Source organism: Nonomuraea sp. CA-143628, assembly GCF_050942315.1.
GTDB lineage: Bacteria > Actinomycetota > Actinomycetes > Streptosporangiales > Streptosporangiaceae > Nonomuraea.
Genome location: NZ_CP192072.1, coordinates 3616367 through 3634944 on the forward strand (window position 1 = coordinate 3616367; position 18578 = coordinate 3634944).

An 18578-nucleotide genomic window follows, 5' to 3' on the forward strand; every position below is an offset into this window, starting at 1 on the left:
GATCGCACTAGAGGCGCGGGCGCGCTCCCAGATGAACAATCGCCTGTGCCGCCAGGTGGCAGCCGGCCGTCAGCGCCTCGGACGGCGGCTTGCCCTCCAGCCACGGCGGCAGGAACCCGGCGCAGAACGCGTCGCCCGCTCCCGTGCCGTCGACGATCCGCTCGACCGGCTCGGCGTCGACCCGGACCGGCTCGGATCGGCTGTTGCCGAACCAGAGCGCGCCCTCGTCGTTCATCTTGATCACGACCTGCGGGAACCAGGCGGTCAGCACCTTGGCGGCGGCCTCGGGATCGTCGCGGCCGGTCAGCACCTTCGCCTGATCGACGTTGGCGAACAGCAGCTTGACCCCGTTGGTCCACTCCAGGAACGGCTCCGCCCCCGTACGCTCCAACGGCGCGGACGACGAGCAGTCGACCGAGATGGACATCCCGGACCGGCGAGCCATGTCGAGCGCGGCCAGCCCCGCGTCGCGGGACCCCTCGTTGATCAGGGTGTAGCCGGACAGATGCAGATGACCGCCGCCGAACAGGTCGCGCGGCAGGTCCTCCGGTGAGAGCGCCGCGTTGGCGCCCGGGTCGGAGAGCATGGTCCGCTCACCCTTGTGCGTGACGAGCACCACGCAGGTGCCGGTCGGCCGCTCAGGATCCATGACAAGCCGGGCGTCGACCCCGTAACCCATCAGCTCCATGTCACGGTTGCGACCGGTGATGTCGGCGCCCCGGCGGCCGATGAAGGCCACCTCGGCACCCTCGACGGCCAGCCAGGAAGCGATGTTCGCCCCTGATCCACCGCCGTGCATTGTCACGATCGCCGGGGTGTCGCTCGCCCTGGCGAGCGCATAACGGGCGCGCGCGACCGCGTCGGTCATGAGATCGCCCACCACGACGACCCGCGTCATGATGCCACCACCTTGCTGCCTTCAGAACGAGCCTGGCCACGGCAAAACTAACAGCTTCCGGCCCACCCGTGGGGCGGACCCCGGACACAGGGGGGCAGTCGATGCACAAGCGTTGCCCAATAGGCCCTGCCGGGCGTGGCATTCGGGACACGGGTCTACGCTCGGGACTGTGGAGGCTCCGTACCCGGCTCACTGGGAGGCCGACGTCGTCCTGGCGGACGGCGGCACCGCCCATGTGCGTCCCATCAAGCCCGCCGACGCCGACAGACTGCGCGCCTTCTACTCCCGCCTCTCCGACGAATCCATCTATTTCCGCTTCTTCGGCCCCAGGCCACGGCTCTCCGACAAGGAGGTCTCGTGGTTCACCACCGTCGACTACGTCAACCGGGTCGCGCTGATCGCCACCATCGGCACCGAGATGGTGGCCGTGATCCGCTACGACAAGACGGGGCCCGGCGAGGGCGAGGTGGCCTTCCTCGTCGAGGACGCCCACCAGGGCAGGGGAGTGGCCTCGGTGCTGCTGGAGCACCTGGCCGCCACGGCCCGCGAGCGCGGCATCGAGCGCTTCGTCGCCGACGTCCTCCCGGCCAACATGAGGATGATGGGCCTCCTGCGCCAGGCCGGATACACGGCCGAGAGCTCCTTCGCCGACGGTGTCGTCCGCATGACGCTCGACCTCACCCCCACCGAGACCTCGACCGAGGTGACGACCGCCCGCGAACACCGCGCCGAGGCCAGGTCCATCGCCCGCCTGCTCGCGCCCGGCTCTGTGGCGGTCATCGGCGCCTCGCGCGAGCCGGGCGGAGTCGGTCACACCGTGCTGCGCAATCTGCTCGCCGCCGACTTCAGCGGTCCCGTCTATCCGGTTCACCGTGAGGTACGCGCCATGGCGGGCGTACGCGCCTATCCGAGCGTGGGCGCCATCGACGACCAGGTGGACCTGGCCGTGGTGGCCGTGCCCGCCTCCGGCGTCATCGAGGTGGTCAAGGAATGCGCGGAGAAGGGCGTGCACGGGTTGGTCGTGGTCTCCTCCGGGTTCGGCGAGACGGGCGCCGAGGGCCGTGAGCGGCAGGACGAGCTGGCCCGCATCGCGCGCGCGTACGGCCTGCGCGTGGTCGGGCCCAACTGCCTCGGCATCGCCAACACCGACCCGGCCGTCAAGCTCAACGCCACACTCGCCGCGACAGTGCCGGGCCGGGGCCGGGTGGGCTTCTTCAGCCAGTCGGGCGCGCTCGGCACCGCCCTGCTCCAGCGGGTGGCGCAGCGGGGGATGGGCATCTCGTCGTTCGTCTCGGCGGGCAACCGGGCCGATGTGTCGGGCAACGACCTGCTCCAATACTGGGAGGAGGACGCCTCGACCGAGGTGATCCTGCTCTATCTGGAGTCACTGGGCAATCCACGCAAGTTCACCCGCCTGGCCAGGCGCCTGGCTCGCAGCAAGCCGATCGTGGTCGTCAAGAGCGGCGGCACGCCCTCCGGTCACTCCGCGGAGGCGCTCGGGCTGCCCGACTCGGCGATCAGCTCGCTGTTCTCGCAGGCGGGGCTGATCCGGGTGGACGACCTCATCCAGCTGTTCGACGTGGGCCAGCTCCTGGCCTATCAGCCGCTGCCCGCCGGTCCCCGGGTCGGGCTGGTCACCAACTCCGACGCCCTGGGCCTGCTCGCCGCTGACGCCTGCGTCGCCGCGGGCCTGGAGCCCCTGCCACCGGTCAACCTGGGGGCGAGCGCGGGAGCCTCCGCATTCGGTACGGCTCTCGCGGACCGGCTCGACTCGCCGTCGGTGGACGCGGTGGTGGTGATCTACATGCCGCCGATCCCCGGCGAGGACTCGGCGGTCGCGGCTGAGCTGCTACGGGTGTCGCGGGACTCGGCCAAACCGGTGCTCGCCACCTTCCAGGGGCATCTCGGCATGCACCCTGACCTGCTGGTGGGCTCGGTGCCCTCGCGGGGGTCCATTCCCTCGTACGCGGCGCCGGAGGAGGCGGTCAGGGCACTGGAGTACGTGGTCCGCTACGCGAGATGGCGCGCCCGGCCGTCTCTACCGCCCCCCGAACTCCCGGACATCGACCCCCACCGCGCCCGCACCCTGATCCACCACGCCCTCCACCAGGCCACCACCGCCACTGCCCCCGCCGATCACGCGGCTTCCGTGTCCACGGCTCCCGCTTCTGCCGCGTCCGCTTCCGCGTCTTCCGCCTCCGCCGCTTCCGTATCCACGGCTCCCGCTTCCGCGGCCCCCGCTTCCGGGGCTCCCGCTTCCGGGGCGTTCGCTTCCGCGCGGAGCTTCTTCGCCGAGCCCGGCCCGCCGGTCGAGGCCGGCGCGGCCGACGTCGCCGAGCTGCTCGCCTGCTACGGGCTGAGCGTCTGGCCGGCCGAGGTGGTGCGATCCCCGGACGAGGCGGTGGTGGCCGCCGAACGGCTGGGCTGGCCGGTGGTGCTCAAGGTGGCCGGTGCCGAGGCCGCCCGCCGGGCCGGGACCGTACGCCTCGGGCTCGCGGGGCCCGACAGCGTGCGGCATGCCCACGCCGAGTTCGTCGCCCAGTTCGGCGAGGACGTGGAGCTGGCGGTCCAGCGGATGGCGCCGCAGCCCGCCGTACCGACCGTGGTGAGCGTCACCGAGAACCCGGCGTTCGGCCCCGTCGTGTCGTTCGGGCTGGGCGAGGTGACGGCGCGACTCCTCCTCGACCAGGGTTTCCGCCTTGCGCCACTGACGGGCGAGGACGCCGCCGGGCTGGTGCGTTCGGTCCGCGGGGCCCCGTTGCTGTTCGGCGAGTACGGCTACCCGCCCGTCGCGGTCGACGCCCTGGAGGACCTCCTGGTCAGGGTGGGCCGCCTGGCCAACGACCTGCCGGAGGTGGCCCGTCTCGAGCTCGACCAGGTGCTGGTGGGCCGGGAGGGCGTCATCATCCTGGGCGCCCGCGCCACGATCCGCACCCCACCCGGCCCCCGCCCGGACGGCGGCCCCCGCAGGCTGTCCTGATCAGTTGGGGACTCACGGAGCCGTCACGGTGAGCCGGTGCAGCCGTTCGTTGATCTTGTAATAGAGGTCGCCGAACCTGTCGGCCGTCAGCCCCTCCATCCCCGGGTCGGTCAGCAGCACGGTCATGGCCTTGGTCGACTTGTCGATCCGGAAGAGCTGGTCGCCCGAGGTGCCGTACACATGGCCGGGATCCTTGGCCACGGTCAGCAGGACCCCGTCGCGCCAGGCCAGGCTGGGTTTGGCGGTGTAGTCGGGGTCGGCGAACAGCCTTTTCACGGTGATCGCGTCGGGGCTGGCCGGGTCGAGCGTGAACAGCGACCCACCGGCCAGGCCCCACAGCCCGCCGTCCACCTCGGTGAGGGCCGTGACGGCCTTGGGCGCGGTCAGCGGCAGCGGGTGGGTGCGTACGGCGCCGGTCGCGGGATCGTAGGAGAACAGGGTGGCCGAGGCTCCCGGGGCGTAGACGGGGTCGACACCCAGCGCCCCGCGGGTGGAGGTGCCGCCGAACACCTTGCCGCCCGCGTAGGCCAGCGAGACGACGGCCTGGTCCCGCACCACGCACACGGTCCGGCCCGCCGTGCCCTCCTTCCAGATGGTGAGCGCGCCGCTGCGTTTGCCGTACTTGGGCACCGTGCCCATGTACACCGTGCCGTCGGGGCCGCCGGCCAGCGCGTACGGACGATCCTGCGGCGGCGGCCCGTTACCCGGCTCACAGTCGTCGGCCTTGTCGCCTGCCGCGCCGCCGGTGTACTTGAGCGTGGGCGGCCACGGTCCCGCAGGGTCGTAGCTGTAGAGCTTGGCCGAGGGATAGGCGCCGATGTAGAGCCGCCCGTCGTGGGCCAGCAGGCTGTCGGTCTGGCTGAGTCCGGTACGGGTGGGCGTGTCCGGGCTGCCGTCGTCGGCGTCGCCGCGCAGCGGGTCGTACACGCCGGTGCCGCCCGTCAGGTAGCCGCCGGTGTAGATCTTCCCGTCGGGCCCGGCACCGAGCGCGTTGATCGCGGCGGGCAGGACCGGGGTGCCGGCGACGACCCGGCTGCTCCACTGACCGGTCGCGGGCGTGTACTTGAAGATCCTCGTGCCGTCGCCGGCCGCGCCGAGACCGATGAGCGTGCCGTCCACCCAGGTGTAGCCGGTGACGTCCAAGCCGGGCTGTACGGTCGTCGCCTGTACGGCCTTGGCAGCCAGATCGTAGGACTGCAGCAGGCCGTCCTTGACCAGCCAGACCTTGCCGTCGGCGGCCGGTGAGTGGTGCAGGTCCACATCGGTGATCGTGGCGTCGGTGACGGCCTGGTAGGAGCCGTCGGCGTTCTTGATGATCTGCAGGACGAGCAGCGTACGGTCGATCCAGGCGAACAACCTGCCTCCGGTCCAGGTGAGGCCGCCGACCATGGAGTTGTGCGCGTAGGCGGCGGGCAGGAGGCTGTCGGTCCGCCCTGTGACGTTGTCGAACCTGACCAGCGCGGCGTTCGTCCCCGTGCCCAGATAGGTGGCGTTGGCGACCGGGTCGTGGGCGAGGCTGCGCACGTACTGCGCACCGGCCACGATGGGCACGCTGCCGATCGTGGTGAAGGCGCCGTTGTCGTACTTGAAGTAGCGGCCGTCGTTGTAGGTGCCCCCGTACACCTTCCCGCCCGCTCCCGCCTCCAGGTCCCAGATGAAGGAGTAGCCGCCCTCCGCCCTGCCGAGGTCGGTCACCGTCGCCTGGCCGGGGACGTGCCGATAGAGCTTGGAGTTGGGGTAGGTGCCGAGGTAGACGCTGCCGTCGGTGGCCGTGGTCGCCGCCCAGCCGCCGACCGTGGGCGTGGCGGCGCTGTCCGGGATCGTGATCTTCTTGGTCACCTTCTCGGTGGCCAGGTCGATCTCCGCGAGCTGCGGGTTGGCGTCCGCGGTGCCGGTGTAGATCGCGTACGCGTCGCCTCCCGCGAACGTGGTGGCGTTGGGCACGCTGCTCTCCAGCTGCACGCCGAGATCGGTCGTGTCCTTGGTGATCAGCACCTCGTCCCAGTAGGCGGTGCCCACATTGGCGACGCCCGAGTAGATGAGCGCCGAGACCGTGGCCGTGCCGGCGGGCGCGACGCCGGAGGCCGTGACGCCGTTCCACCGCCTGCCCGTGACCGAGGCGTTCGCGCTGCCGAGGAGCTGGCCCGACGTTCCCCTGAAGCGCAGGTACAGCTCGGCGTTACCGCTGTCGGCCCAGACCTGGGCATAGGCGGTGTAGCGCGTACCCGCGGTGGCGGGCAGGCCCGGCAGGCTCTCCCTGCCGTACGCGTTGCCCGGCTCGGCGTCGGCGACGCGCGCGGTACTGCGGCCGTCCCAGGTCACGGCCGTGACACCGCCCGGGCTGTGCGATCCGCTCCACCCGGTCAGGCCGTCGTCGAAACCGCCGTTGACGATCCGTAGGTCGGCGGCCTGCGCCGGCGCGAGCGGGACGGTGAGCAGCGCCGCCAGCAGAGCCGCCGACAGCGCTCCTGCCGGCAGGCGCCTCACAACGTCCCCTTCACGCAGAGACGGCGCTCATCGGGCCTGAGCCCGGCCAGGGTTACCAGAGGGGATCGCGTCATGTCCGTACCTCCAGCGAGCGTGTTCGATTTTGCTCGGTTTCGGCCCTGACCGTAACCTTTGGCGCACGCCCCGTCAATGGGATGCAGCGGGCTTCACGAAGGAAGAAGTTCGGTGCTTGGAAAATTTGGGCCTTGACCGTAACTAGCTGCTTCTGAAAGCTTGTGATCGTTTCACTGTTCGCGAACTTGGGGTTCCCAGACGTCCGTCCGGGTGGTGCTTCTCGGAGGGCCGCCAAACCTCATTTCCATGAAATTTCACCATTTGTCACTCGAGTGGTCGGCGCGGTGGCAGTGATGAGGCGCAATGGCACGTCCGGTAATTGCGCATGGCCGTACACGTAGATAGCGGATAAAAGACGTTATAGAGCGTTATGTCTGGTGGGTGAGTGCACTGCGCGGTCCTGGCAGGATGGACCCATGAGGGAAACCCGAGTCTCAGCCGCGGGCCTGCGTGAAGCGATCGAGCGCAGCGGCTACTACCCCGACCTCGTCACCGATGCGGTCGAATCCGCGCTGGGCAAGGAGGCTGTGACCGCATTCGTGGTCCATCATGAGGCCACCTTCGATCCCGCGATGGAAGTGCGCAGGCACGTCACCGTCCTGGTGCTGTCGACGACGAGGCTGCTGGTCTGCCACACCGACGAACACCCGGCGGTGGAAGGCGTCTCGACCTCACACGCCTCCACGACGACGGAGGCGGTGCGCCTGAGCCGCGTCCAGTCGGTCGCGGTCACCCGTGTCGTCCCCGACCCCGCCTCCTACGTGCCCGGCGTCCCTCCTACGGAGGTCACGCTCACGATCGGCTGGGGCGCCATCTCCCACGTCGACCTCGAGCCGGCCACCTGCGGCGACGAGAACTGCGAGGCCGACCACGGCTACACGGGCGCCATCACCGCGGACGACCTCTCGCTCCGGGTGAGCGAGGCGGCCGATGGCCCCGACGCGGTCAACCACGTCCTCGCCTTCTCCAAGTCCCTCTCGGAAGCCACCGCCCGCGCCACAACCTGACAGACCACTCCCAGGCGCCCACCCTCTCGGCGCCACCAGGGCAAGAGGCATGCAGAAAACGCGCACTCCGGTCCACGGGACCGCGCCCAGGAGGGAACCTCACCGACGGCGCACGGCGCTCTCGGGCGGGGTCGATGAACCACGCCCAGACGACAGCGCCCCGACGACGCCATCCGGCCCACGACGGGCGCGCGCCTGCGATGGCGGCTGCCCCAGCTGGCCCACGTCATCATCTATCGGATCCACTGGATGTGCCGCGTCCACTGGTTCTACCGCGTCCGCCGGATCTGCGGTGTCCGCGGTGCCCATGCGGCCGCGCTTGGGCACGCCGCTCCAGCCGGAGGTTCCCCACGAGCGGCCCCGCACCATATGTACGGCGCCCAGCCGATCAAGCGAAGAAGACGGCCAAGAATACGCACGTAACGTCGCCCAGCCACGTGCGGGTTCAGCGGCCGTTTTCCTGGAGGCGCTCAGCCACGTGTGGTGGGTTGCGCCCACTTGGCGGTGCCGTACAACAAGATCCGCTTTTGGGTTTGCGGCGATCAAGCGGGTTTGCGGCGATCATGTGATCGAGTTGTCGGACGAACGGATTGGAGTGTCATGGGCGGACACGCGCCACTGATTCCCAGCTACGGCACCGCGTCGCTGGCCGAGTTGCCCGGGGCGCTGCTCGCGGCGCTGGGCATGGCCGAGCCGAACACCCTCCAGCTCGCCCCCGCCGACCGCGTCTGCCTGTTCCTCGTGGACGGGCTCGGTGATGAGCTGCTCCAAGCGCACGCCGATCGGGCGCCCTTCCTCGCCGCCGCCACTCGGACCACGCTCACCGCCGGGTTCCCCGCTACCACCGTCACCAGCCTGTGCTCGCTGGGCACCGGTGTGTCGCCCGGTGAGCACGGCATGCTGGGTCTGATGCTGGCCGTGCCGGGCGCCGGGCACCTGTTCAACTGCCTGCGCTGGACGCTGCCCGGCGGCGCCTTCATGGAGCCGAGCCGATGGCAGCCCGCCGAGACCGTCTTCCAGCGCGCCGCCGCCGCGGGGATCGTGTCGAGTTATGTGGCTCCGGCCGAGTTCGAGGGGAGCGGCCTGACCGAGGCCGTCTACCGCGGCGTGCGTTACCTGGCCGCCGACAGCGTCGACGAGCGCGTGGCCAGGGTACGCGCGGCGATGGCCGAGCCGAAGGCCCACGTCACCGTCTACTACGGCGATCTCGACGCGATGGGCCACATGACCGGCTGGGGCAGCGAGGAGTGGCTCGACCAGCTGGAAATCGTCGACCGGATGGCCGAGCGCATGGCCGCGGACCTGCCTCCCGGCTCCGCCCTCTACATCACCGCCGACCACGGCATGGTCAACGTGACCGACAAGGTCGACGCCGAGGCCGACCCAGCGCTGAGCCGGGGCGTGGCGATGCTCGGCGGGGAGGCGCGGGCCAGGCATGTGTACGCCGAGCCGGGCGCCGCCTCCGAGGTGCTCGACGCGTGGCGTGAGACCCTGGCGGGCAGGGCATGGGTGGTGTCGAGGCAGGAGGCGGTCGAGTCCGGCTGGTTCGGGCCGCGCGTGCGGTCCGAATGGCTGGCGCGCATCGGCGACGTCATGGCCGTCCCGTACGCTGACCTGGCGCTCACCGCGCCGAGCGCGCATCCGATCGAGGCGCTGTTCACCGGCTACCACGGTTCGATGACGACGGCCGAACAGCACGTACCACTCTTGGAGGTAAGCAGCCGATGAGGTCATTCATGGCAACCGGGGTGAGCACCCGATGAGCCCGTTGATCACGCCCGAGGAGCTCGCCGCGCTGGACGGCGTGACCCTGGTCGACGTGCGGTGGCGGCTCGGCGGCCCGCCGGGGATCGAGATGTATGCCGAGGGGCACCTGCCGGGCGCCGTGTTCTGCGCCCTCGACGCCGACCTCGCCGCGCCGGCCGGAGCGGCCGGGCGGCATCCGCTGCCGGAGCCGGACGACTTCGAGAGCGCGATGCGGCGGCTGGGGGTGTCCGGCGACCGGCCGGTGGTGGTCTACGACGACACGGGCGCGATGGCGGCCGCGCGGGCCTGGTGGACGCTGCGTTATTTCGGTCACCCGGACGTCCGGGTGCTGGACGGCGGCCTGTCCGCCTGGGCCGACGCGGGCCTGCCGGTCGTCAAGGAGACGCCCGAGGTGGCGCCCGGTGACTTCGTCGCCAGGCCGGGCGGGATGCCGCTGCTGAGCGCCGCCGAGGCCGGGGCGCTGGCGACGTCGGGAGTGCTGTTGGACGCGCGGGCAGGTGAGCGTTATCGGGGCGAGGTGGAGCCCATCGACCCCGTCGCCGGGCACGTGCCCGGTGCCGTCAGCGCGCCGACCACGGAGAACATCGGCCCCGATGGCCGGTTCCGTCCCGCGGCCGACCTGCGCGAGCGGTTCGCCGCCCTCGGGGTGGGTGCGGGAGTGCCGGCTGGAGCCTACTGCGGCTCCGGCGTCACGGCCGCGCACGAGCTGCTGGCCATGGAGGTGGCGGGCCTGCCCGCGGCGCTCTACGTGGGCTCGTGGTCGGAGTGGGTCGCCGACCCCACCCGGCCGATCGCCACCGGCTGAGCCTCCGTCACCACCGGCTGACCTTCCGTCACCACCGGCTGACCTTCCGCCGCCATCGGCTGAGCGGGGGTCGTCACCGGCTGAGCCTCCGCTGTCATCGGCTGAGCACCGGTGGCCATCGGCTGAACGCCGATGGCCACCGGCTGAGCTCCCGTCGCCATCGGCTGAGCCCCCGCCCGGCCCCTGGTGAACCGCCGGTTGCCCGCGCCGAAGCACACGAAGCCGAGCACTCCCGTCTTGGCCGAGGCCGACGCCAGGGCCGAGGCGGGAGCCTGGCCGTCGGCGAGGAGCCGGTGGAAGGCGGACATCACCGCCAACGCCTCCTCGTCGCGCACCGGCACCATCCCCGCGACGACGCACGACGTACCCCTGGCCAGGAACGTTCCGGCCAGCCCGAGCGGTGCGCCGTCCGTGGGCGTGTGCGCCATCCCCGAGTCGCACGCCGACAGCACCACGAGCCCGGCCGTGCGGGACAGCCCGAGCAGGTCGTACGCCATGAGCTGCCCGTCGGAGAGCGTGATGCCCGACAGCAGCGGGCTACGAGCGTGGAACACCCCGTGCGCCGCCAGATGCAGCACGTCGGCGCTGGTCAGCGCCGCCAGCACGGCCCCGGAGCGGGCGGGCACCTCGCGTCCCCCGGGATGACAGGCGAGCACCTGTGCGACCTCCGCGCGCGCGTGCGCCAGCCCCGGCCCGGCCGCGGCGATCATCACGGGCCGTTCGGCGGGTACGGTGGCGCGCCGCCCGGCCGCCAGCCAGGCGGACGCGCTCGCGGCCACGGACACCGGACGATCACGCAGACTCGGCAGCGCCCCCCACGGCACCGTGTGCAGCGGGCCGGCGGGCACCAGGACCAGCGGCCGGTCGCCGAGCTCGGTGTGCAGGGGCCGGAGCAGCAGGCGTTCGAGCTCCGCCGCGGCCGGCTCGACCCGGGCCGCGGCGGCGGCGCCGCCGTCGCCGAGCGCGGCCCGGCGCAGTGCGTAGCGCAGGCGGACGAGCGCCTCGCGAATCGGCCGCACATCGCCCAGCCGCCGCAGCGTGAGCCGTTCGCCGGTGATCAGTACGGCCAGCAGCGAGGAGCCTTCGACGACGAACTCGACCAGCGCCGCGCCGCCCAGCCCGGCCCGCACGGCGTCGGGATCGGCCAGCCCGCAGGCGTGCGCCGGAGCGGCCACCGCCCGCCAGCGTTCGGCCCAGTCGAACACCTCCCTGGCGCACCCGTCACGCACCGCCATCGTCAGCCCGAACGCCGCCAGCCGCTCACCCGCCCGCGCCGCGTGGGCCCGCAGCGAAGGATCATCGAGCGAGTCCATGCTGCCGCCCATGTCGGCCAGCCCGTCGTGGACCGCGCGGAACGCCTGGGCGACGTCCTCCTGCAGCGCCGCCTCCAGCGCGAGGGCGTGCTGGCGCACCAGCACCGGGATCTGTGACACCTGCTCAAGGTGCTTGGCCTGCAACTCCGAGGCCAGCGACGTGAGACGGGTCCCGGCGGGAACCCAGCGCTCGACGCGCTGGGCGTACACCGTGAGGTGGGCCAGCTGCGCCGATGCCGTCGGGTGGTCGTCGAGCGCCAGCGCCGCCTCCGCCGCCACCAGGCGCAGCGCGGCGGCGCCCGCCAGGAAGGCCGGACCGTTCTCGAGGTCGTCGGCGCACGCGATCAGCTGGCCGAGCAGGTCCGGGGAGGAGCCCTCCAGCGCGAGGCGGGCCCGCAGCACCACCTCCGTGGCCAGCGGCAGCCAGGAGAGGCGGTCCTGCTCGGCCAGCTCGACAGCCGCCTGCTCGGCCACGGCCAGCGCGCGGCGCGCGTCGCCGGTGAGCAGCTCCACCTGGGCCAGCTTCAGCCGCGCCTCGGCCAGCGCCACCAGCGCGGCGGACGATTCCAGATCGGGTACGGCCAGGCTGAGCAGCGCCCTGGCCTCGCCGGGAAGGTGCGCGGCCAGCAGGGCCCCGGCGAAGTCGGCCCGCATCGTGGCCAGCCGCTCGGGGAAGCCGAACAGGGTGTTCTCGGCCGCCCGGTAGTGGGCGAAGGCTCCGGTGATGTCGCCCTGACGGACCGCGAGGAAGGGCAGGTTGGCGGCGGCCAGGCGGGCCAGGTGGTCGAGCCTGGCGTGACGGGAGATCTCCAGGCAGGCGGTGATGTCGCGGGTCGCGGCGTCCCAGTCGCTCCGGTAGGCGTGGACGAGGCCTCGGTTGAGCAGGCCGCCGGCCAGGAAGCGGCGGTCGTCGATGGTGCCCGGCGCGGCCACGAGCGCCTGGAGCGCGCGGTCGCACGAGGCGATGGCCTCCTGGTAGCGGCCCAGGTGGGCGAGCGCGACGGCGCGCTGGGTGTCGAGCTTGGCCCGGTCGAGCGGGGAGAGGTAGGCCCAGGCCAGGGCGGCGACCCGGAGCGCCTGCAGGGGATGGCCGCGTTCGGTGCGTACCGTCACCAAGGACAGCCGGGCCTGGGCCAGACGCTGTCGCGTGGCGCCGGGAGTGCCGATGGCCAGCCGGAGGTGGTCTTCCGCGGCTTCGAGATCGCCGAGCTCGCGGGCGGCCAGGGCCATCGCTCTGTGGGCCACCACTGCGGCTTCGGGACAGTCCGCCGCCCGGGCGGCGGCCAGGACGGTGCGCCCGGCGTGCAGCGCCTGCTGCGGATCGACCACCGAACGCAGCACCGCCGTCTCGGCCGCCACCACCAGCGGCCCGATGCTGTTGGGGGCGGAACGGTCGTCCGACGTTGCGATCATGGCGCCTTGAGCTTCGTAGGGGGAGGGGTTGGGAGCCAGGGGGTGGGACGCGGTGCCTGGCTCCCGGCTGGTCATGGGCGGATCCGCACCCACCTGGTTTGGACGGGTGCGAAGCCGGGCCGGTGGCAGACCACGCTGAGCCAGCCCGGAGGCAGGCCGGTGACCGCGAACTGGCCCGAACGCGCAAGACGCCTGGTGAGCGTCAGATGCGGGGTCCTCACATCGACGTGGCTGCCCTCGCCGGGATGCGGGAACACTTGTCCCGCGACGTCGATGAGTCCGTCGCCCACCGTCACCTCCAGATCGAAGGTGAGGCCGGCCGCGACGAAGCGGATCATGCCGGGACCGTCGGCGCCTCGTACGCCACGGGGTGCGGCGCAGTCGGCGGGCGGAGCGGTCACCGCCTGAGAGACCCGGAGTCCGAAGGCATCGCGTGCGGCGGCGGAAACATGCCCAGGGATCGGATCGCTCCCGGCGGCGAGCCGGAGAGCCGCCAGGAAATACTCATCGTTGATCATTGCACCGTCTCCTGTAGTGAGAGCAGGGTGCGCAGTTTTTCCAGGCACCGGATCCTGGTTGGACCCACGGTGCCCACGGGCATGCCGAGCCGCATCGCCACCTGCTGGCTCCCCATATCCGTCGCCACCAGCTGGAGGAGGGTACGGCAAGGCTCGTGCATGGCGGAGACCGACTTCCAAAGCAGGTGCCTGCCGTCGGCCTCCAGGACGGCAGACGCCGGATCAGGGTCGTGTACGACGTCGAAGGAGGGAAATCCGGGTGGTTCCTTCCTTATGATCAGAAGCGCCTCGCGACGCGTGGTCGTCGCCAGCCACGCGCCGACGCCTGATGGTTCCCTGATGGTGTGGAGGTTTTCGAGCAGACGCAGCCAGGCACCCTGGACCGCGTCCGCCGCGTCGGCTTCGTTCAGACCGCACGCGCGGGCGACAGCCCACATGCGCGAGCCGAACCTGGACTCGAGCTGGTCCCAGGCCGTGTGGTCGCCTTCGGCCGCAGCCTTGAGCAGCTCCGCAGGATCGCGTGGCTCGTGCATGCGGCCTCCTTCGCCGTGACGGACGAGGAGGCCACCCTGCCTCCTCGTGATTGGCCGAGGACTGAGCGTAAACTCTACAGACTCGACCTGATGAGAACTCCCAGATCGGGAATTTGCCGGGTCGTCTCAGGGTCAAGGACTCGCCCGGCCGCCTCCTTGACGGGCAGGTCCTTGGCGGCGCTCGCGATGGCGCCCGCGACCAGGGCCGTGGCGAAGGAGGTGCCGCTCCAGACGGCGTAGCCGGAGAAGTCGTCGCGCTCCAGGAAACTGCTGGCCAGCCACTCGCCACGGGCGCACGCGTCGACCCAGGAGCCGTAGGCCGAGAACGGCGCCCGGTGCTCCTGCGTCGCGTCGACCGCGCCCACGCCCACGACCTCCGACAGCGCGGCCGGCCAGAACGGCCGGTCGCCGGCGGTGTTGCCCGCGCAGGCCACCGCCACGGTGTCGGTCAGGCTCCGCAGCGCGTCGGCCAGGAGAGGCGGCGGCCGGTCGTCGAAGGTGTGGCAGCCGAAGGACAGGTTCAGGACCTGCGGCGGGCGCTCACGCAGCCGGTTGAGGGCGCGGACCACGCCCGCCTCGTCGCCGACACCCTGCCCGTCCAGCACGCGCCACGCCCGCAGCGACACGCCCGGCGCCTGCCGCAGCAGCAGCCCGGCGAGGAAGGTCCCGTGGCCCGCCTGGGCGCCTTCGAGCGTCTCGGCGTCGTCTCTGGGCTGCTCTTTGTACCAATCGCTGTCGGCCCACCACGGGTGCGGGGCGATCCCGGTGTCGAGCAGGCCCACGACGACGTCCGAGCGCGCTCGGCCCGGTTTGTACGGCACGGCCGAGGTGGGGAACGGCCGGGACGCCGGCCCGCCCCAGAACAGCGGCTGCCCCGTGAGCAGATGGTTGGGGGAGGCTCTGAAGCCGCGCTCCCGCAGATCCATCGTGATCTCGATGGGGTCGACGCCAGGTGACAGGTGGATCACGCAGACGCCGTCGGCGTCGGCGACGGCCTGGGTCCAGCGAGCCGCGGCGGACAGCGCGCCCCGGTCGGTCAGTATCTGACCTGGCCGGATGAGCGACTCGCCGACAGATTGGATGTCCATGAGCGGGTATCTTTCCGCGCTCACCCGTGTGTCACACGCCACTGCGGCACCAAGTTGGTATGGCCCCCCTCTGGTGCCCGGTAGCGACCGACGGTAGTCTCTCCCTAGTCACTTGTGATCATCCCGGGGCGAGGCCGTTGGGGAAGGCGCACCTCGTACCGAATCGGGAGGTCCGGTGTCTGCTTGTGGCGTGCTCTACGTCCACTCAGCTCAGCCCGCGCTGTGCCCTCATATCGAATGGGCGGTCGCGGGTGTTCTTGGCGTACCCGTGGACCTGACGTGGACGCCGCAACCCGCCGCGCCCAATGTCGTGCGGGCGCAGGCGGAGTGGGAGGGTCGTCCGGGCATCGCGGCGGCCATCACCTCCTCCCTCATGGGCTGGCAGCGGATCCGCTTCGAGATCACCGAGGACGCCTCACCAGGGGTCGACGGGTCCCGGCATGCCTATACGCCGACGCTCGGCGCCTTCAGCGCGGTCGTCGGGGCCGCGGGCGACATCATGATCCCCGAGGACCGGCTCCGCACCGCGATGATGATGGCCGCCCAGGGGCGCGCGGTGCTGGAGGACGAGCTGGACAAGCTGCTCGGCCGGCCGTGGGACGAGGAGCTGGAGCCGTTCAGGTACGCCGGCGACGGCGCGCCCGTCCGCTGGCTGCACGCCGCCGTCTGAGACCCGCACGAGGCCGCCTGAAGCACACAAAGGGGCCCCGCACCCAGGAGGTGCGGGGCCCCTTTGTGTGCGACCGTGGGGGCGGCTACAGCGGGATGTTCCCGTGGGCGCCCCTGGCCGGGGTGGCCTGGGCGAGGACCTTGGCGATCGCCCCCCGGGTCTCCTCCGGCTTGATGACCTCGTCGATCACGCCCAGCTGCCGCGCCCGCTCAAGTCCGCCGGCCAGCTTCTCGTGCTCCTCGGCCAGCCGCTGCTCCAGCTCGGCCCGCTCCTCTTCGGGAGCCGCGGCGAGCTCGCGCCGCTTCAGGATGCGCACCGCCGCGACCGCGCCCATGACCGCGACCTCGGTCGTCGGCCAGGCGAACACCTTGGTGGCCCCCAGCGCGCGGGAGTTCATGGCGATGTACGCGCCGCCGTACGCCTTGCGCGTGACCAGCGTGACGCGCGGCACCGACGCCTCGGCGAAGGCGTGCAGCAGCTTGGCGCCGCGGCGGACCACGCCGTCGTGCTCCTGTCCGACACCAGGGAGATAACCGGGCACGTCGACCAGGACAACCAATGGGACGCCGAAAGCGTCACACATACGAACGAAGCGGGCAGCTTTCTCGGCGGACGTGGCGTCGAGGCAGCCGCCCAGCCGCATCGGGTTGTTGGCGATCACGCCGACCGTCCGGCCACCGAGGCGGCCCAGTGACGTGACGATGTTCGGTGCCCACTTGGGGTGCAGCTCGATGCCCGGCTCGTCGAGCAGGCCGTTGACCAGCGGCTTGACGTCGTATGCCCGCCGCGCCGACTCCGGCAGCAGCGTGGAGAAGTCGACCTCGTCGATGCCCGTCGTGCGCACCCGTCCCTGGTGGCCGAGGAGCACGGCCAGCTGCCGCGCGCGCAGCAGCGCGTCGGTCTCGGACTTGGTGACGACGTGCACGACGCCGCTGCGCTTGCTGTGCGGCTCGGGGCCGCCCAGCGCGGCGCTGGTGACGTCCTCGCCGGTGACGCTGCGGACCACGTCGGGGCCGGTGACGAAGATGCGGCCGGAGTCGGCCAGGATCACCAGGTCGGTCAGCGCCGGTCCGTAGGCGGCGCCACCGGCGGCGGGCCCGACGACCACGGAGATCTGCGGCACCACGCCCGAGGCCTTGGTCATCGCGGCGAAGACCCGGCCGACGGAGTGCAGCGACTCGACGCCTTCGGCGAGTCGCGCACCGCCGGAGTGCCAGATCCCGATGACCGGCACCCGTTCACGGACGGCCACGTCGTAGGCGTGCACGATGTGCTCGCAGCCCTCGCCGCCCATCGCGCCGCCCTGGAAGCGGGCGTCACTGCAGAAAGCGACGACGGGCACACCTTCGACGCGGCCCATGGCGGCGAGTACGCCGCTCTTGTCTTCAGGAGTGATTAACCGCAGCGTGCCCTCGTCGAGCAGCGCGGTCAGCCTGACGACCGGATCGCGGGGATCGGCGGGCTCTTGATCGGAGTCCTGCGGCACCACCCGATTGTCGAGCACCGTCATCTACGCCCCCTTGAACACGACTGCCACGTTGTGACCGCCGAACCCGAACGAGTTGTTGACCGCGGCGATGTCGCCTTGCGGCAGCGGGCGGTTCTCGCCGTAGACGAGGTCCACCTCGATGCCGTCGTCGAGGTTGTCCAGGTTGATGGTGGCCGGCACGATGCGCTCCTGGAGCGCCTTGATCGTGAAGACCGACTCGATGCCGCCCGCGCCGCCCAGCAGATGGCCGGTCATGGACTTGGTCGAGGTGACCAGCGGGTGCGTGCCGATGGCCTTGGCCACCGCCTGCACCTCGATGACGTCGCCCGCCGGGGTTGAGGTGGCGTGCGCGTTGACGTGCTTGACGTCCTGGCCGGTGATGCCCGCGTCGGTGAGCGCCTGGGTCATCGCCATGCTGATGCCCCGGCCCTCCGGCTCGGGCTGGGTGATGTGGTGGGAGTCGGCGGAGTAGCCGACGCCCGAGGCGTAGGCGTAGATCCGTGCGCCGCGCGCACGGGCGTACTCCTCGGACTCGAGCACGATGATGCCCGCGCCCTCGCCGAGCACGAACCCGTCACGATCGCGGTCCCACGGCCGCGAGGCGCCCGCGGGGTCGTCGTTGCGGGTGGACATGGCGCGCGCGGCGGCGAAGGCGGCCACGTTGAGGCCGTGGATCGCCGCCTCGGTGCCGCCCGCGATCACCACGTCGGCGCGGCCGGACCTGATCATGTCCATCGCGTAGCCGATGGCCTCCGCGCCGGACGCGCACGCCGACACGGTCGCATGCACGCCGGCCTGGGCGCCGCGATCGAGGCCGATCCAGGCGGCCGGGCCGTTGGGCATCAGCATCGGCACGGTGAAGGGCGAGAGCCGGTTCCAGCCCCGCTCCTTGTAGGTGTCGTAGGCGGACAGCGTGGTGGTGATGCCGCCGATGCCGGAGGACACCACGACGCCGAGCCGCTCGGGCGCCACCTCGGGCGCGCCCGCGTCCTGCCAGGCCTCGCGAGCGGCGACCATGGCCAGCTGCTCGCTGCGGTCGAGGCGACGGGCCTCGGGCCTGGGCAGCACCTCGGTCGGATCGACCGCGGCCGTCCCCGCGAACTTCACGGGGACGGTGTCGATCCAGTCCGCGTTGATGGTCTCGACGCCCGACTGACCGGCGAGGAGCGCCGACCAGGTCGAGGTGACGTCTCCACCGACGGGCGTCGTCGCGCCGAGCCCGGTGACCACGACACGTACCCGGTTTGCACTCACGTTTCGCGCTCCTTGTCGATCAGTTTGGGGGTGAGATCAGTTCTGGATGAAGGTAAGGACGTCCTTGACCGTCTTCAGGTTCTTGAGCTGGTCGTCGGGGATCTCGACGCCGAACTCGTCCTGGGCGGCCACGGCGATCTCGACCATGGACAGGGAGTCGATGTCGAGGTCGTCCACGAAGTTCTTCTCGGGAGTGACGTCGCTCACCGGGATGCCGGTGATCTCGTTGATGATCTTGCCGAGGCCCTCGAGGATCTCCTGCTCGGTGGCAGCCATGTCGC

At 71.5% G+C, this 18578-nt stretch carries 14 protein-coding genes; 5 read left to right on the plus strand and 9 right to left on the minus strand.

Annotated elements, in window-relative coordinates:
- Positions 1-7: 7 nt before the first annotated feature.
- Positions 8-898 carry a carbohydrate kinase family protein gene (locus tag ACQP2T_RS16860; protein ID WP_357940335.1) on the minus strand — a complete coding sequence of 297 codons (891 nt, stop codon included), beginning with the start codon at positions 896-898 and terminating at the stop codon, positions 8-10.
- A 169-nt stretch (positions 899-1067) separates the two neighbouring features.
- Here ACQP2T_RS16860 and ACQP2T_RS16865 point away from each other — a divergent pair, with 169 nt between their 5' ends.
- On the plus strand, positions 1068-3878 hold the full coding sequence (locus ACQP2T_RS16865) for a GNAT family N-acetyltransferase (protein ID WP_433517076.1): 2811 nt from the start codon (positions 1068-1070) through the stop codon (positions 3876-3878).
- A 12-nt stretch (positions 3879-3890) separates the two neighbouring features.
- Here the strand turns inward: ACQP2T_RS16865 and ACQP2T_RS16870 are convergent, their stop codons facing one another.
- Positions 3891-6365, minus strand: a complete 2475-nt coding sequence (locus ACQP2T_RS16870) for a hypothetical protein (protein WP_433517077.1) — start codon at positions 6363-6365, stop codon at positions 3891-3893.
- A 491-nt stretch (positions 6366-6856) separates the two neighbouring features.
- Here ACQP2T_RS16870 and ACQP2T_RS16875 point away from each other — a divergent pair, with 491 nt between their 5' ends.
- From ACQP2T_RS16875 to ACQP2T_RS16885, 3 genes are all read left to right on the plus strand, one after another.
- A complete protein-coding gene (locus ACQP2T_RS16875; protein WP_225288990.1) occupies positions 6857-7447 on the plus strand; it encodes a DUF5998 family protein in 591 nt (196 codons plus the stop codon).
- Positions 7448-8047: 600 nt separating this feature from the next.
- The gene (locus tag ACQP2T_RS16880; protein ID WP_433517078.1) at positions 8048-9175 is read left to right on the plus strand and encodes an alkaline phosphatase family protein; all 1128 of its coding nucleotides are present in this window, start codon (positions 8048-8050) and stop codon (positions 9173-9175) included.
- A gap of 31 nt (positions 9176-9206) precedes the next feature.
- Positions 9207-10019, plus strand: coding sequence for a sulfurtransferase (locus ACQP2T_RS16885; protein ID WP_433517079.1), 813 nt, complete (start codon positions 9207-9209; stop codon positions 10017-10019).
- On the opposite strand, the gene ACQP2T_RS16890 is transcribed toward ACQP2T_RS16885, so the two are convergent.
- The 4 genes from ACQP2T_RS16890 to ACQP2T_RS16905 all read right to left on the minus strand — a co-directional run bounded on the left by ACQP2T_RS16890 (position 9959) and on the right by ACQP2T_RS16905 (position 14884).
- The gene (locus ACQP2T_RS16890; RefSeq protein WP_433517080.1) at positions 9959-12745 is read right to left on the minus strand and encodes a CHAT domain-containing protein; all 2787 of its coding nucleotides are present in this window, start codon (positions 12743-12745) and stop codon (positions 9959-9961) included. The two genes, ACQP2T_RS16885 and ACQP2T_RS16890, sit on opposite strands and share 61 nt — an antisense overlap.
- Positions 12746-12816: 71 nt before the next feature.
- Positions 12817-13263 (minus strand): hypothetical protein, encoded by a 447-nt coding sequence (locus ACQP2T_RS16895; protein WP_433517081.1) that lies wholly within the window; start codon positions 13261-13263, stop codon positions 12817-12819.
- Positions 13260-13796, minus strand: coding sequence for an RNA polymerase sigma factor (locus ACQP2T_RS16900; protein WP_363995365.1), 537 nt, complete (start codon positions 13794-13796; stop codon positions 13260-13262). Before ACQP2T_RS16900 ends, ACQP2T_RS16895 begins: the two co-directional genes overlap by 4 nt.
- 74 nt (positions 13797-13870) lie before the next feature.
- On the minus strand, positions 13871-14884 hold the full coding sequence (locus tag ACQP2T_RS16905) for a S8 family peptidase (RefSeq protein ID WP_433517082.1): 1014 nt from the start codon (positions 14882-14884) through the stop codon (positions 13871-13873).
- Between the two features lie 175 nt (positions 14885-15059).
- Between ACQP2T_RS16905 and ACQP2T_RS16910 the strand changes: the two genes are divergently transcribed.
- Positions 15060-15554, plus strand: a complete 495-nt coding sequence (locus tag ACQP2T_RS16910) for a DUF3145 domain-containing protein (protein ID WP_357940353.1) — start codon at positions 15060-15062, stop codon at positions 15552-15554.
- Positions 15555-15639: 85 nt separating this feature from the next.
- Here the strand turns inward: ACQP2T_RS16910 and ACQP2T_RS16915 are convergent, their stop codons facing one another.
- Genes ACQP2T_RS16915 through ACQP2T_RS16925 form a run of 3 tightly spaced genes read right to left on the minus strand, consistent with a single transcriptional unit; the run spans position 15640 to position 18573 of the window.
- Complete coding sequence (locus tag ACQP2T_RS16915) at positions 15640-17064, minus strand: carboxyl transferase domain-containing protein (protein WP_433517083.1); 1425 nt, start codon at positions 17062-17064, stop codon at positions 15640-15642.
- The gene (gene fabF / locus ACQP2T_RS16920) at positions 17065-18297 is read right to left on the minus strand and encodes a beta-ketoacyl-ACP synthase II (protein WP_357940357.1); all 1233 of its coding nucleotides are present in this window, start codon (positions 18295-18297) and stop codon (positions 17065-17067) included.
- A gap of 36 nt (positions 18298-18333) precedes the next feature.
- The gene (locus tag ACQP2T_RS16925) at positions 18334-18573 is read right to left on the minus strand and encodes an acyl carrier protein (RefSeq protein ID WP_357648573.1); all 240 of its coding nucleotides are present in this window, start codon (positions 18571-18573) and stop codon (positions 18334-18336) included.
- Positions 18574-18578: the final 5 nt, after the last annotated feature.

Coding starts and splice junctions, on each gene's coding strand:
- ACQP2T_RS16860 (WP_357940335.1), bottom strand. CDS start 898: ATGACGCGGGTCGTCGTGGTGGGCGATCTCATGACCGACGCGGTCGCG.
- ACQP2T_RS16875 (WP_225288990.1), top strand. CDS start 6,857: ATGAGGGAAACCCGAGTCTCAGCCGCGGGCCTGCGTGAAGCGATCGAG.
- ACQP2T_RS16880 (WP_433517078.1), top strand. CDS start 8,048: ATGGGCGGACACGCGCCACTGATTCCCAGCTACGGCACCGCGTCGCTG.
- ACQP2T_RS16885 (WP_433517079.1), top strand. CDS start 9,207: ATGAGCCCGTTGATCACGCCCGAGGAGCTCGCCGCGCTGGACGGCGTG.
- ACQP2T_RS16890 (WP_433517080.1), bottom strand. CDS start 12,745: ATGATCGCAACGTCGGACGACCGTTCCGCCCCCAACAGCATCGGGCCG.
- ACQP2T_RS16895 (WP_433517081.1), bottom strand. CDS start 13,263: ATGATCAACGATGAGTATTTCCTGGCGGCTCTCCGGCTCGCCGCCGGG.
- ACQP2T_RS16900 (WP_363995365.1), bottom strand. CDS start 13,796: ATGCACGAGCCACGCGATCCTGCGGAGCTGCTCAAGGCTGCGGCCGAA.
- ACQP2T_RS16905 (WP_433517082.1), bottom strand. CDS start 14,884: ATGGACATCCAATCTGTCGGCGAGTCGCTCATCCGGCCAGGTCAGATA.
- ACQP2T_RS16915 (WP_433517083.1), bottom strand. CDS start 17,064: ATGACGGTGCTCGACAATCGGGTGGTGCCGCAGGACTCCGATCAAGAG.
- ACQP2T_RS16925 (WP_357648573.1), bottom strand. CDS start 18,573: ATGGCTGCCACCGAGCAGGAGATCCTCGAGGGCCTCGGCAAGATCATC.